The organism is Psychrobacter aquimaris (genome assembly GCF_016107525.1).
GTDB classification, from domain to species: Bacteria; Pseudomonadota; Gammaproteobacteria; order Pseudomonadales; family Moraxellaceae; genus Psychrobacter; species Psychrobacter aquimaris.
The window spans coordinates 256489-269983 of the sequence record NZ_JABASR010000003.1 but is presented as its reverse complement, the minus strand read 5'-3'; the positions used below and the strand labels follow the sequence as shown (position 1 = coordinate 269983).

The window sequence follows — 13495 nt, the reverse complement described above, 5'->3', positions numbered from 1 at the left end:
CGTAGTTGCTTTTTGCGTGTCTATTAATAAGTGCTTATCGATTGAACTGATAGCGACGTTCTATCCTTGGTTTACTCTTCTACATTATTGCTGAGTAAATTGCTGATGGTACGATGATAACGCTGCTGTTGACGTTTAAGTGTCTGCCTGTCCGCCACAATAATGGCTTTTAGCTCAGTCAAAGCGACTTCAAAACTATCGTTGATAATGACATAATCAAAATTGACGTACTGCGCCATTTCAGTCACTGCGCCGGCTAGGCGTTGTTCTATCACCTCCATAGTATCTTGCCCACGCGTCGATAGGCGTTGACGTAAGGTTGAAAGGCTTGGTGGTAAAATAAAAATCATAATCGCTTCAGTAAAGATTTTTTTGACTTGCAGTGCGCCCTGCCAATCAATCTCTAAGATAACATCGACCCCTGCTTCTAACTGCGTCCGCACGCTTTGCTCTGAGGTACCATAGTAATTACCAAAGACCTCAGCATGTTCTAAAAACTTGTTTTCACCGATGGCAGTCACAAATTTGTCGACGTCGGTAAAATGATAATGATGACCATCAATCTCGCCAGGACGCGGCTCGCGTGTGGTATGTGACACACTGACGGTTAAGTCATTGGTCGTGGCAAGTAGCTGCTTTACCAATGAGGTTTTGCCCGTACCTGAGGCCGCGGTAATAATAAATAATGAACCTGTCATACAATTTGTCCTAATGGAGTGTGTCTTAGTAAAATCTGTGCGAGTAAAAGAGCAAAAGCTGTTTTAGTAAACGGCTAAAAACTGGTAAAAAGAAAAATCGCCATCATGTATGGCGATAGAAGTTGTCATTGATGCACTATTATAAATGCTTTTTTGGCTTTTATTTTAATTAAAGCTGCTATTGGCCAGTCGTTATGATCGAAGCAGCATAAAGGTGGCATAGGACGACTTAGCATAAATCACGTTTTTGGTGCATTAAGTGCAGTTAACGATGCCACTATGGATAAATACTTTGAACGTATGAATATGTGTGTGCTTCTAGTTAAAACAGGCTCTAGTACCGTGCTATTTTCAAAGGCAATAAAAGCAAATTATGCTAAAGTAGCGTAATGAATTCATCCCAATTTTTGAATTAAAGCTTTTGACATTAATGTTGTGTATTTAAGCTTTAATAATAAATTATCTAATGATAGGCCCTCTTATGCAAATTTATCTTGCCAATCCACGTGGATTTTGTGCTGGTGTGGATCGCGCGATTGCGATTGTGAACGAAGCACTGACACGTTTTGAGCCGCCCATTTATGTCCGTCACGAGGTGGTACATAATAAATTTGTCGTCTCTGATTTGGCCAATCGCGGTGCGGTCTTTGTTGAAGAACTTCATGAAGTGCCAGATGGCTCTATCGTTATTTTTTCCGCTCATGGTGTGTCAAAAGCCGTCGAAGATGAGGCTGAGCGCCGCGATTTGACCGTATTTGACGCCACCTGTCCGCTAGTCACTAAAGTACATATCGAAGTCGCTAAATTTGCGCAAGAGGGTATGGATGCAATATTGATTGGGCATGCTGGACATCCTGAAGTGGAAGGTACTATGGGGCGCTTTAACCGTCGCCATGGCGGCCACATTCATTTGGTTGAAAACGAAGCCGATGTTGCAGCATTGAGCGTACAAAATGCTGAACGTTTGGCATTTGTTACCCAAACCACCTTATCTATGGATGACACAGCGCGCGTCATCGATGCGCTGCGTGAAAAATTCCCTAGTATTCAAGGTCCTCGTAAAGACGATATCTGTTATGCCACTCAAAACCGCCAAGATGCGGTAAAAGACTTAGCCAGCCGCTGTGAGGTGGTCTTGGTAGTCGGCTCGCCCAATTCATCAAACTCTAATCGTCTGCGTGAGCTGGCTGAGCGGATGAATTGCCGTGCATATTTAATCGACAATGCCAGTGAGATGGATAAAAGTTGGTTGGATGGTGTGCAGAGTATCGGCGTCACCGCTGGAGCATCAGCACCCGAAGTACTGATTCAAGAAGTGCTACAGCAGCTGCAAGATTGGGGTGGTGATTTACCGAGTGAGCTGTCAGGCATTGAAGAAAATGTCATCTTCAGTCTGCCTAAAGCCTTGCGTATTCCAGTCACCCAAGTGGGTAAATAGATAAGGCTTTGTACAAGGCATCTAATAGGTAACGTAAAATGAAAAAGCAAAAAAAAGGATTTGTATTGGCAGAAGCCACTCTCGCTGAGGTTAACAAACAATTGAAAGTGAATCTGTTTGTCATCGTCGTGGTGGGATTCGTGCTAGGCAGTAATATTGTACATTTTATGCAAGAAAAGAATGTTTTTTATGCTGTATTAATTGCCGCGATGGTCATTGCATTATTTTTTGTCATTAAGAGTCGTCAGGTTCTTAAATTAAAACAACAAGAGCTTAGTAAATAAACCATAGGACAGTCATGTCAGCTTATTATAAATTTACCAAACGCGAACAGCGAGAAGACGGCGTCAACGTCGCACATTATCAGCCTACTAAACATGCCCAAGGCGCTTGGAATGAGCATGAACAGCATATGGCACCAGCGACAGGATTGCTCACAGCTGAGCTCAATGGTTATGAGCCGCAAGAAAACATGCGTATTGCGCGCATTAGTCTTGATATTTTAGGATTGATTCCACTGGATGATTTTACTATTACCACGCGTTGTATTCGTCCGGGCAAGACTATTGAACTTATTGAAGCAGTCATGAGCAGTCGCGGCCGTGATGCGATTATTGCACGCGCATGGCGTCTAATGACCCAAGATACCAGCGAGATTGCAGGCATTGAAGACCAAAAAGCGGCACATAAACCTGAAGAGTTGCCCATTTGGGAAGATATGAAAGGCTGGCCAGGCGGTTTTATTGAGAGCGTGCGCTTGGTCGCTGATGATACGCAGCGTCGCCCTGGCCGCGGTATGGTCTGGATCACCAATGATGTGGAAATGATCGAGGGCGAGCCGACTGATGACTTGGTGCATCTATTGGGCATGGTCGATACGGCCAATGGCGTTGTGCCGCGGCTTGGGCTTGGCTTGTCAGAGTTAGAATGGATGTTCCCCAATATAGATTTGCAAATTCATATGCATCGTGCGCCGCAAGGTCGCTGGCTTGGCATCGAAGCGGTGCAACAGTATGGCGATGATGGCATAGGACTGACCAGTGCTGTATTGCATGACCTCCATGGCCCTTTTGGTCGTAGTGAGCAAATTTTGACGATTCGTCCGATGGCGCGTTAACTGCTCAGCGGTATTTGATTTGACATCGTTGATTCGCTTCAAAAAAGTGATGGCAAGGCTGATCGAGAGTGCTTGCGCTGTGAATATTTATCGTTCTTAATAACAGTCATTCCAAGGAATAAGGCACTTGGATGATTCAAAAGCAAGTTAGGTTTTTCTGAAAAAAACCAAAGAATTTAATCAATTAATGATACAAATCAATGGTAATGGATTGTAATAGTATCTAACCACAAAATATGACTGGCATTAGACATTGCTAAACCTATTATCGCAATGACGACACCGCCTTAGGAAACTAGGGCGGTGTTTTTGTTGAATTATGCTTTTTAGCTTGAAATATTCTGCTACGCCCCTATTAGTATAAACAGCTCAGCGATATTCGAAACTGAACTGCTTAATTTGCATCTGAGTAGAGACAGTCGAATGATTGCTATTTTATAATAAGTTTTTGACATAAATTAAAGGAGTTTTTTATGAGTGAACAGACCCCAGCAGACAATAAAAATGTTGATGATATTAATGTTAATAAAGACACTGCTAATGACAGTGCCGCTAATGAAAGCACCCCTGAATTAAAAAAACATACCTTTGAAGCAGAAGTGGCGCAACTGCTACACTTAGTCACGCATTCGCTTTACTCTAATTCGGATATCTTTGTCCGTGAGCTAGTCTCAAATGCCTCTGATGCCTGTGATAAATTGCGCTTTGAAGCGACCAATGATGACAGCCTTTATGAAGACGATGGCGAGCTAAAAATTCGCATTGCTGTCGATGAAGATGCTAAAACCATTACCTTTACCGACAACGGTATCGGGATGAATGAAGCCGATGCCATCGAAAACTTAGGCACGATTGCCAAGTCTGGTACTAAAGCATTTTTAGACAAGCTATCTGAATCTCAAAAGCAAGATGGTCAATTAATCGGACAGTTCGGTGTTGGTTTCTACTCAGGTTTTATCGTTGCCGATACTATCAGTGTTGAATCGCGCAAAGCTGGCGAGCCTGCGGATAAGGGCGTGCGCTGGGTATCAGATGGTACGGGTAGCTTTACGGTTGAGCCGATCAATAAAGCGACACGCGGCACCGCCATTACTTTGCATTTAAAAGAACAATATAGTGAGGGCGAAGACAGCTATTTAGACCGTGGAAAAATTAAGCAGTTGGTTAATAAATACTCAGACCATATCAGCTTGCCGATTCAGATGCGTAAAGAAGTTTGGCAAGAAGATGTCAAGGAAGATGAGAATGACGACGCACCTGCTAGTGGCGAGATGGTATTGACTGATGAGTGGGAAACCATTAATAAAGCCAGCGCACTATGGACACGTTCAGCTTCTGAGATTGAAGATGAAGAGTATATCGATTTTTATAAAAACATCACCTATGACATGGACGCGCCACTAGCATGGACGCATAACCGTGTCGAAGGTCGTGTTCAGTATACGCAGCTATTGTATATTCCTAAAAAAGCCCCTGTAGATTTGTACACTCGTGAGCAGCAGCATGGTCTAAAGCTTTATGTTAAACGCGTATTCATCATGGATGAAGCTGAGCAACTGTTGCCGATGTACCTGCGGTTTGTCAAAGGGGTCATTGATTCAGCTGACTTGCCATTGAACGTCAGCCGCGAGCTATTACAAGAGTCGCGTGATGTGAAATCTATCCGTGATGGTAACGCGCGTCGTATTTTGACTTTGCTTGCCAGTCTAGCCAACAGTGAAGACAGTGATAAGCAAGAAAAATTCGCGCAGTTCTACGCTGAATTTGGTGATGTTATTAAAGAAGGTCTGGGCGAAGACATGGGCAATCAAGAACGTATTGCCAAATTGCTGCGTTATGCAACCAGTACTCAAGATAGTGTGACAACCAGCTTTGAAGACTATAAAGCGCGTATGAAAGACGGTCAAAAAGCCATCTATTATCTAACAGCTGACAATTTAGCGGCAGCAAAGAACAGCCCACAACTTGAGCTGTTCAAAAAGAAAGGCATCGAAGTTATTTTGATGACTAGCCGTGTTGATGAGTGGGCAATGAACTTCTTGACCTCATTTGATGAGACACCGCTACAAAACATCGCCAAAGGTGCAGTTGATTTGGGCGACTTGCAAGACGATGCCGAAAAAGCTGAAGCTGAAAAAGCTCAAGAAACCATGAAGCCTGTCGTTGATAAGCTGAAAACGGCATTAGGTGAACGTGCCAAAGACGTTAAAGTATCGACGCGTTTGGTTGATAGTCCTGCTTGCTTGGTCGTTGGTGAAGGTGAGTTATCACCACAGATGATTCAAATGCTTAAGCAAATGGGTCAAGATGTGCCAGAAAGCAAGCCGACGCTTGAAGTTAACCCTGATCATCCATTGATTAAAAAGCTTGAAAGTAGTGAGCAATCAGATGTCGATTTTGATAAGCTTGCGCAAGTTATTTTTGACCAAGCATTACTAGCAGATGGTGGTCAGTTAGATGATCCAGCCGCTTATTTAAAACGTGTTAACGAGCTTTTAATGAGATAGTATTGGGTCTTTAATATAGTCATTATTGAAGTAAAAGGAGGTCTTGGATTCAAGACCTCCTTTTTTATATGTTCTCAACCAAATTTAAGCGAATTTTACAAATCAGCCTTATCCTCTTGACCGACAATCCGTTACAATCGCGTTAGATTAGCGAGCTAAACTATTTAGTCATATTTTTGGTCTGTGCTATTCGTTTCTTATGATCATCTCATTGTGAATTGAATGTCATATTGATGTCCATACGCTATATAAAAAATGTGAATTAACGACATTTAGTAGCTGCCACACCAAAAGTCATCATCAGCTCACTTTCTTTTCTCGGCTGGCTAGAGGTCTAAGTCTTTGTCACTTGCGTCGTTAAAAACTATATCGCTTCAGCGTTTTTCACTCAATTTCGCTGCCAATATTATTGCAACCTTGTGGATGCTAGTAGGGTCGACGCGCGCGTTTTCTTGGGTAAAACCGACCTTTATTCAATTTGCTGTCTTTGCCCTCTTAGCGCTTGGTAGCAACGTGCTTTTTTCGTGGTTGGCCGCGGAAAATGGCAGTATCTTTAATGAGCAAGGGTTGGTCAGCTACTTGATTTGGCCGATGATAATTTTATTGGGCGGCATCATTTTGGCACGGCGCGCTGGCAATCAAACGCTGATGTTTGTGCCCGTGGTATTGTGGTTAGTTGCTGATACCTTATCTGCACTATTACAAAGCTTGGTGCAGTTTTTGGGCAGTTATGGTTGGTTGCCAGATTGGAGCTATGCGCTTTTACCCATACTGTTTTTAGTGCTGTTTTTATGGCAGACGTTAGCATTATTATGGATTTTTTTTCGTCGTCTACGTATACCGTGGTGGGAGCGGGTCATTGTATTGGTAGGTGCAGTCGCACTATTGACGATTTGGCAGCGTAATGTCGCAGACCAACCGATATTTAAGCAGATTCCTGTCGAGCCTGTTTTAGCAGAAGCAGCATTATATGAGCAGCCTCGTTTGCTACAGCAAGCATTAAATAGTATCGATCCTAGCATTTTAGGCAAGACCGACTGGTATTTTATGGGAGTGGCAGGATTCTCTGGTCAAGACGTTTTTCGCTCTGAGATTAATAAAGTGCGTGAGCTGTTCGATGTGCGTTTTGGCACCAGTGGACATTCACTCTCGTTGATCAATAATACCTATAGTTGGCTAGATGAGCCCATCGCCACCAAAACCAGCATTCTGCGTGGTTTAAAGAAAATTGGTCAGCAGATGAATGCCGATGAGGATGTGTTATTTCTGACTTTGTCTTCACACGGTAACGAAAATATCATTCAATTAGCAAATCCACCATTGGCAATGGAAAATCTAGACGCCGCATGGTTACGGGAGGCGCTGGACGCTTCAGGTATTCGCTGGCGGGTGATTGTGGTATCAGCCTGCTATTCAGGCTCATTTATCGATGAATTGGCCTCTCCAACCACGGTGGTGATTACCGCGTCAGCGGCGGATAAGGCATCATTTGGCTGTACCAATACCGCTGAGATGACCTATTTTGGGCAAGCATTTTTCGCTGAAAGCTTGCGTGGCAATACCAGTTTTGAATCGGCCTTTAAGGATGCTCGTTTGCGTGTGAATGAGCGCGAGAGTGCGATGGGTTTTGAACCATCAGAGCCACAGATGGTGATAGGTAGTCTGATGGAGACTGCTTTGCCAGCATTTGAACAAGTATTGTTTGATAAAACCCGACCACCAGTTGCCAGCATTATTAATGATAGTGATTCTATTGCCATTAATATCGCAGAGGATAGTGCTTCTGATCAGCCAGCGGCTAGTACTGCAATCACTGCCAACTAACAGTAAACCCAAAACCCAAAAATTACGATGAGCCGTATTAAACTTATTTAGTCTAGAATCTGTAATACTGATACTCGCTTTCCTTACTACTCTAATTTTTGTGAATGGTATAATGACTGAGTACTAAGTGCTTTTGGAAAAGTACTAATATTACTTTATCAATGCTTTTTATAAGTCATCGTGTACTTTACTTTGGATAAAAAGGATATCGCTCATGAATAATTCTTATAAACACAGTTTATCTACCAACTCAAAGATCACACAGATCAGCGTCAATCGCTGTTTCGATGGTGAGCAGCATTACTATAGCCATGAATCGTCATCGACCAAAACGCCGATGACCTTTAGCATTTATATGCCAGATGAAGCGCTTGCTGGTCGACGTTGTCCGGCGATTCTATACTTATCAGGTCTCACTTGTAATGCTGATAACGTCACTCATAAAGCACATTTTCAGCAAAAATGTAGTGAGCTTGGCATAATTTTTATTGCACCTGACACCTCTCCTAGAAGTAGTGAAGGCAGTGATAGCAATGAAGTGCCCAATGATGAGCGTTATTTTGTCGGTCAGGGTGCAAGCTATTATGTTGATGCGACGCAATCGCCTTGGTCAAAGCATTTTAATATGCAAAGCTATATCGTTGATGAGTTATACGACTTGTTACGCTCTGAGTTTCCTATCCATAGCATCGGTGTCACAGGTCACTCGATGGGCGGTCACGGAGCATTACTATTGGGCTTTAAGTTTCCAGGAAAATTCGTCAGTGTCTCAGCATTATCGCCTGTCTGTGCGGCCAGTGAGTCGGCATGGGGACAAGCCGCTTATACAGAGTACTTTGGCGATGATAAATCACGATGGGCACAGGCAGATGCCGCGCAGATGATTAAAAAATCTGGGCAGCAGTATGCAAGTATCTTGGTAGATCAAGGCGCGGCTGATAATTTTTTAGCAGAGGGTCAACTACAAACCGCTAAATTACAACGCGCTTGTGACAAAGCCAATCAGCCCTTAACCTTGCGTTATCAGGCGGGTCACGATCATAGCTACTATTTTATCCAAACGGTGATTAACGATCATATTGAACATCACTGGCGTATGGCACAAATGAGCTAAGCCCATTATTAAACTGACAGTCTGATAGATAAAATTGACAGTCAGTTACGCTGATTATTTAGTCAAGCTCACTCATTGATATAAAATAGAAGTTGGCTGAGTATCTGCTAAGCATCTTTAAAGGTAAGGTTTTATGGTAAATAATCTGACAGCATCAGTAAGTGGGGGTTTAACTCACACATCGCAAACCGTTCAATCATCGCTTGCGATCATGCAAGCCGATATGGCGGCGGCTCTAAAAAATAATCAGCAGGTTGATATTTATACTGGCTCAAATGACAGACAGGTAAGTTCAGATGAGCTTATCGCGACAGCGGTCAATGAAGCGGGTGATAAAATGCTAGATGACGCGCAAGTCTCACGAGTGATAGAGATGGCATGGGAGGACAGAACACCGTTTGGCGCGATAGAGCATAGCTATGGTCTCAATGAAGCAGGCGTGATTAAGCTGATGCGCCAATCGCTAAAGCCATCATCTTTTCGCTTATGGCGTCAGCGCGTGAGCAACCGAGCCACCAAGCATCAGGCGAAACGAGGCTTTGATGTCGGTCGCGCTTATTGTAAAACCCAGTATAAGCCCCGCTAGTCATTTAAATACTCAGTGTTATTATTATAGATACGTAGCGGTTATGAACACTGCTAGCAACTCTTTTATATTTTTATCGAACTTTTATACAAACATACATTAGGTAGCTCAATTATGATTATTCCTTCTAAACCTTATCTTATCGCCCCATCAATACTCTCAGCTGATTTTGCACGTTTAGGTGAAGAAGTTGAAAGGGTGTTGGAGTCAGGTGCTGATGTGATTCATTTTGATGTGATGGACAACCATTATGTGCCCAATCTGACTTTTGGCAGTATGATTTGTAAGGCGCTGCGTGATTATGGTATTGATGCACCTATCGATGTCCATCTCATGGTATCACCAGTTGACGGCATGATTGAGCAGTTTTTGGAAGCAGGTGCGAGTGTTATCACTTTTCATCCAGAAGCCAGTGGGCATATTGATCGTTCTTTACAGCTGATCAAAGATGGCGGTGCCGAATGTGGTTTAGTATTGAACCCAGCAACGCCATTACATTATTTAGATTACGTCATGGACAAGGTAGATCAAATCTTACTGATGAGCGTCAACCCAGGTTTTGGCGGGCAGTCATTTATCGAAAGCACTTTAGACAAGGTTCGCCAAGTCCGTCAGCGTATCATCACCAGTGGTCGTGATATCAGATTAGAAGTAGATGGCGGTATCAAAGCCAGTAATATCCGAGCCATTGCCGAAGCGGGCGCTGATATGTTTGTTGCAGGCTCTGCGATATTTAACCAAAAAGACTATAAAGCGGCTATTGATGCTATGCGTGAAGAGTTGGCTTTGGCTAATGGTAACGGATAACAACAGTGTTATGTGATCGATAAATGCGTGCATAAGTCATTTTGGTCATAAAATAATAGTAGTAAAATGTGCTGTATAACAGATAACTATGCATAACGGCAAGTTACGTAAAGGTGAAATATGGACACAAAAAACTCAATCAATTCGTCAGAGTTACCTGAGTCAGAGCAAAGCACTCAGCAGCCAATTCAGGGCGAGACACAGCAACGCAGCTTGGTGCCAAAGGGCATTACCATTGGCTTAGCTGTATTTGCCTTGGTTCTAAGTCTGGCGGGTTATGGCTTTCGGCTAATGGTCGGCGATGACACTGGTGAAGTATTACGTCATGCTGCGGTCATTGTGCCGGCATTTATGCTGGGTATTCCCCTGTTTTTTTGGGTAGGTTCGCGGATACTTAACAAAATTAAAGGCATGCATATAGAGAGCTGGAATGCTATTAGCTTGGGCTATTTGACGTCTTGTATATCGATGCTATGGTTGATGGGTACTTACAGTTAGCGTTTTATTAGTAGAGATAAAGCTGTTTAATAAGTAGTGCACTGCAATATTTATGATAGGCTGTTTTTACACAATTTTTAATCATTAAGTCACGCGCTACAAGTGTGACTGGAATTTTACATGAGAATCATACCGACCAATATTGCCAATATTATTTATCCAAAAGACTTACCAAATGGTTTATTTACCAGCTTAATTATTGCCTGTTTGCTGTTAGGGCTGGCGTCATTGCGTCATGGTACAGATTTACAAGGTTGGCTCAATGTTATCGAAAACTGGCTGCTTATGCTGTTGATATTTCCGACCGCCACCGCTACTGTAGCCTTACCATTTAAATATCGAGATCCGACATTAGAGTTAAAGCTCATGTATTATCTCGGTATGTTTGTTGCCTTCTTATTTACTGTGGCAAAACTACGCTACTGGCGCTAATACTATCAGCGATAGCACGCCTAAAAAGCTTTTATGTAGAAGACTTATGTGACAAGCCTTGAATTTCAGGACCAAAGCATCCATCTTATGACTAAGATAGTTTTACCCGTATTACTGTAAAACAATAATGTTGCGACGCGCGATTTTTCTTGCCAGTATTAGACGGGACAATGAGGAAGCAATTCATGCCATATGATATCGATAATGATATAGAAGTAGATAACGACAGTACGGATCAATTTGCAGGATTTGCCAAAGAGACTACCCTTGAGTTGGTAGAGGCAGAGGATGGTCGCTTATTGTTACGTGACACCGAGCAAGATGAAGCGCCGCTGATGACCATTGATTTTTCTGTAAAGCTTAAAGAGCTGCTCGGTAGTGACACGCAAGCGATAGGTCAGCATATGATTCATGCAGCGATTCAGGTCATTATGCAAAAGCAGATGAGCCAATGGCATGCGCATGTCTATGACAAAGAGCCGACACACTATAGCTGATTTTAATTTTCCGGATTTAAATAGCTAAAAATTTAGCCATAAAAAAAGGGTTTATCAATTGATAAACCCTTTTTTTGTTCAAATAACACCATTTATAAAAATGGAAATTATTTGATTTTAGCTTCTTTAAAGATCACATGCTGGCGTACTTTTGGATCAAACTTTTTGATCTCCATTTTGCCAGGCATAGTGCGCTTATTTTTAGTAGTGGTGTAGTAATACCCAGTACCAGCTGTTGATACTAATTTAATTTTATCTCTCATGATAGCTTTCCTGTAAATGAGGGGTCTTCAAACGATAGGTACGGATCTAAAATATTAAGTAGCTACAAATGTAGTGATGTAGCAGAAAAGCAGCTTAAATGACGAAAATTATCGAGCTATTAAGCTGCCAGTCTCAACTTATACTTTTTGACCTTGTGCGCGCATATCTGCTAGCACTTTATCGATACCCAGTTTGTCAATGATGCGCATACCTTTGGTAGACACACGTAGACGTACAAAACGATTTTCAGACTCTACCCAAAAACGATGGTTGTGTAGGTTTGGTAGAAAGCGACGACGGGTTTTGTTGTTTGCGTGCGAAACATTATTACCCACCATAGGGCGCTTTCCAGTCACTTGGCAAACTCGAGACATGGCGAACTCCTAATCTATGAGGTATGAGTTTTTCTCATACCAGTCTGGGCAAGTTGCACGTTTTTGCGGCATGGACACAGCAAGCGGCAGCTTTGCACCAAACAAAACTATATGAAGGTTGAGCTGGTAAAACTGCTATCTAAAGGCAAATAACAGGCTAACCAATTCAGAAAATTTTAAAGCCGACATTTATATCATAAAAGAGATGAATACTCAAATATTTTTATGATTATTGTCGATCTAAAGGATGGCTATTATACCCTGAAATTCACTGGCTATGTTGTTGATTATTTAATAGTAAAGATTAATTTTTAGTTGTAAGTTGTATTATTCTACACTACTAAAGAAGATACCCTTGTTTCTATTATCATCTGTACCAATGACAACCAACTCGTTATCTGCATCTAGCAAACCTACACCTTTTAGGGTTTCGTTCGGAGCATAGCAAGGAGATCCATCAAATGTAACACTGCTATCAAAATATCTTTTTGAATTAGATAATGTTAATTTACCATTCATTGTACAACCATGCTCGTCTTCACCAGTAAATTCGCCATTAGTACTAAGTTTAATTTCTAAGGTACCTGCCTCGCTATCACCAGTAATATATGCGATACCAGTGAATGTCTTATCATTAATACTAGCTAAGGTCTGTTCTCGCTTAGAAAGAACATCGTCATAATTTAGTGTGTACGTTGTAGAGTTTATAGGCAAACCAAACACTTCGCCGCTTAGAATTTTTGATATTTGATAATTCCCAGTGATAGTAGTATCGAGAGCATTTCTAGCTTCATAAGAGTAGTTTTTTCCGATTACATTAAATTTACCATTTGTACCTGTTACTCCTTCGTTGCTATTAATAAATCCTAAAACATCACCATCAGGATAGAGGGTTTCGTCGTCGGAATAAATAACCCAAAGTCTCTTGTTATCATCAACTAAACCTTCCGCAACTTCATTTTGACTGGTCAAACCTGTGTAAATACCTGGTATTAAATCATAGACTTCTTCAGTTGGGTTAGTAGGTGGTATAGAGGGATTTGACGTTGGAGGAATGCTAGGTGCTACTCCTGGCCTAGCCTCATCACTACCACAACCAAAAAGACTTAAGCTCATTAAAGATAAAGTTACTATTTTTTTCATAATATTTTCCTCAAGTGATATAAATAAAATAATAGAAGAGCAAACACTAAGTTACTAACAAGTAACAATTAAGTTTCTTTTCATATCATAACCTCAATAACTAAAAACAACCAACTCAATCAGCAAAGTTATGTAAAAGCGATTAGAATAGTCGGTTTCCTATGCTAATGACCATATTGAAAGTCAGTAGCAAGTT

General features: G+C 41.8%; 15 protein-coding genes. 11 read left to right on the top strand and 4 right to left on the bottom strand.

The window, feature by feature from the left end:
* Positions 1–71: 71 nt before the first annotated feature.
* Entirely contained in the window at positions 72–698 is a 627-nt protein-coding gene (gene gmk, locus JFC10_RS04495; RefSeq protein WP_193012526.1) for a guanylate kinase, read from the bottom strand.
* Between the two features lie 481 nt (positions 699–1179).
* On the opposite strand from gmk, the gene ispH reads away from it, so the two are divergent.
* The 11 genes from ispH (at position 1180) to JFC10_RS04440 (ending at position 11518) form a co-directional block, all read left to right on the top strand.
* Positions 1180–2136, top strand: a complete 957-nt coding sequence (gene ispH / locus JFC10_RS04490) for a 4-hydroxy-3-methylbut-2-enyl diphosphate reductase (protein WP_193012527.1) — start codon at positions 1180–1182, stop codon at positions 2134–2136.
* A 38-nt stretch (positions 2137–2174) separates the two neighbouring features.
* A complete protein-coding gene (locus tag JFC10_RS04485; protein WP_198331846.1) occupies positions 2175–2420 on the top strand; it encodes a hypothetical protein in 246 nt (81 codons plus the stop codon).
* 14 nt (positions 2421–2434) lie between these two features.
* On the top strand, positions 2435–3253 hold the full coding sequence (locus tag JFC10_RS04480) for a thioesterase family protein (protein WP_198331845.1): 819 nt from the start codon (positions 2435–2437) through the stop codon (positions 3251–3253).
* A gap of 473 nt (positions 3254–3726) precedes the next feature.
* On the top strand, positions 3727–5760 hold the full coding sequence (gene htpG, locus JFC10_RS04475; RefSeq protein WP_198331844.1) for a molecular chaperone HtpG: 2034 nt from the start codon (positions 3727–3729) through the stop codon (positions 5758–5760).
* Between the two features lie 342 nt (positions 5761–6102).
* Complete coding sequence (locus tag JFC10_RS04470; RefSeq protein ID WP_198331843.1) at positions 6103–7584, top strand: C13 family peptidase; 1482 nt, start codon at positions 6103–6105, stop codon at positions 7582–7584.
* Positions 7585–7798: 214 nt separating this feature from the next.
* Positions 7799–8698: an S-formylglutathione hydrolase gene (fghA, locus tag JFC10_RS04465; RefSeq protein WP_193012532.1), complete on the top strand. Its 900-nt coding sequence runs from the start codon at positions 7799–7801 to the stop codon at positions 8696–8698.
* 337 nt (positions 8699–9035) lie between these two features.
* Positions 9036–9284 (top strand): TIGR03643 family protein, encoded by a 249-nt coding sequence (locus tag JFC10_RS15075; protein ID WP_226914432.1) that lies wholly within the window; start codon positions 9036–9038, stop codon positions 9282–9284.
* A 114-nt stretch (positions 9285–9398) separates the two neighbouring features.
* Positions 9399–10091, top strand: a complete 693-nt coding sequence (rpe, locus tag JFC10_RS04455; RefSeq protein ID WP_193011812.1) for a ribulose-phosphate 3-epimerase — start codon at positions 9399–9401, stop codon at positions 10089–10091.
* Positions 10092–10211: 120 nt separating this feature from the next.
* Positions 10212–10589, top strand: coding sequence for a hypothetical protein (locus JFC10_RS04450; protein ID WP_227685938.1), 378 nt, complete (start codon positions 10212–10214; stop codon positions 10587–10589).
* Positions 10590–10709: 120 nt separating this feature from the next.
* Positions 10710–11021 carry a hypothetical protein gene (locus tag JFC10_RS04445; protein ID WP_193011811.1) on the top strand — a complete coding sequence of 104 codons (312 nt, stop codon included), beginning with the start codon at positions 10710–10712 and terminating at the stop codon, positions 11019–11021.
* Positions 11022–11206: 185 nt separating this feature from the next.
* On the top strand, positions 11207–11518 hold the full coding sequence (locus JFC10_RS04440; RefSeq protein ID WP_193011809.1) for a hypothetical protein: 312 nt from the start codon (positions 11207–11209) through the stop codon (positions 11516–11518).
* Between the two features lie 107 nt (positions 11519–11625).
* Here JFC10_RS04440 and rpmG read toward each other — a convergent pair whose 3' ends face one another.
* The 3 genes from rpmG to JFC10_RS04425 form a co-directional block, all read right to left on the bottom strand.
* The gene (rpmG, locus tag JFC10_RS04435; RefSeq protein ID WP_010201403.1) at positions 11626–11781 is read right to left on the bottom strand and encodes a 50S ribosomal protein L33; all 156 of its coding nucleotides are present in this window, start codon (positions 11779–11781) and stop codon (positions 11626–11628) included.
* A gap of 138 nt (positions 11782–11919) precedes the next feature.
* Positions 11920–12156, bottom strand: coding sequence for a 50S ribosomal protein L28 (gene rpmB / locus JFC10_RS04430; protein WP_193011807.1), 237 nt, complete (start codon positions 12154–12156; stop codon positions 11920–11922).
* A gap of 327 nt (positions 12157–12483) precedes the next feature.
* Positions 12484–13299, bottom strand: a complete 816-nt coding sequence (locus tag JFC10_RS04425; protein WP_198331841.1) for a hypothetical protein — start codon at positions 13297–13299, stop codon at positions 12484–12486.
* Positions 13300–13495 lie beyond the last annotated feature (196 nt).

Bases quoted from the DNA above. Each gene is read 5' to 3' on its own strand.
- JFC10_RS04450 (WP_227685938.1), top strand. From the start codon at position 10,212: ATGGACACAAAAAACTCAATCAATTCGTCAGAGTTACCTGAGTCAGAG.
- JFC10_RS04440 (WP_193011809.1), top strand. From the start codon at position 11,207: ATGCCATATGATATCGATAATGATATAGAAGTAGATAACGACAGTACG.
- ispH (WP_193012527.1), top strand. From the start codon at position 1,180: ATGCAAATTTATCTTGCCAATCCACGTGGATTTTGTGCTGGTGTGGAT.
- htpG (WP_198331844.1), top strand. From the start codon at position 3,727: ATGAGTGAACAGACCCCAGCAGACAATAAAAATGTTGATGATATTAAT.
- rpmG (WP_010201403.1), bottom strand. From the start codon at position 11,781: ATGAGAGATAAAATTAAATTAGTATCAACAGCTGGTACTGGGTATTAC.
- fghA (WP_193012532.1), top strand. From the start codon at position 7,799: ATGAATAATTCTTATAAACACAGTTTATCTACCAACTCAAAGATCACA.
- JFC10_RS04425 (WP_198331841.1), bottom strand. From the start codon at position 13,299: ATGAAAAAAATAGTAACTTTATCTTTAATGAGCTTAAGTCTTTTTGGT.
- rpe (WP_193011812.1), top strand. From the start codon at position 9,399: ATGATTATTCCTTCTAAACCTTATCTTATCGCCCCATCAATACTCTCA.
- rpmB (WP_193011807.1), bottom strand. From the start codon at position 12,156: ATGTCTCGAGTTTGCCAAGTGACTGGAAAGCGCCCTATGGTGGGTAAT.
- JFC10_RS04480 (WP_198331845.1), top strand. From the start codon at position 2,435: ATGTCAGCTTATTATAAATTTACCAAACGCGAACAGCGAGAAGACGGC.
- gmk (WP_193012526.1), bottom strand. From the start codon at position 698: ATGACAGGTTCATTATTTATTATTACCGCGGCCTCAGGTACGGGCAAA.
- JFC10_RS04485 (WP_198331846.1), top strand. From the start codon at position 2,175: ATGAAAAAGCAAAAAAAAGGATTTGTATTGGCAGAAGCCACTCTCGCT.
- JFC10_RS04445 (WP_193011811.1), top strand. From the start codon at position 10,710: ATGAGAATCATACCGACCAATATTGCCAATATTATTTATCCAAAAGAC.
- JFC10_RS15075 (WP_226914432.1), top strand. From the start codon at position 9,036: ATGCTAGATGACGCGCAAGTCTCACGAGTGATAGAGATGGCATGGGAG.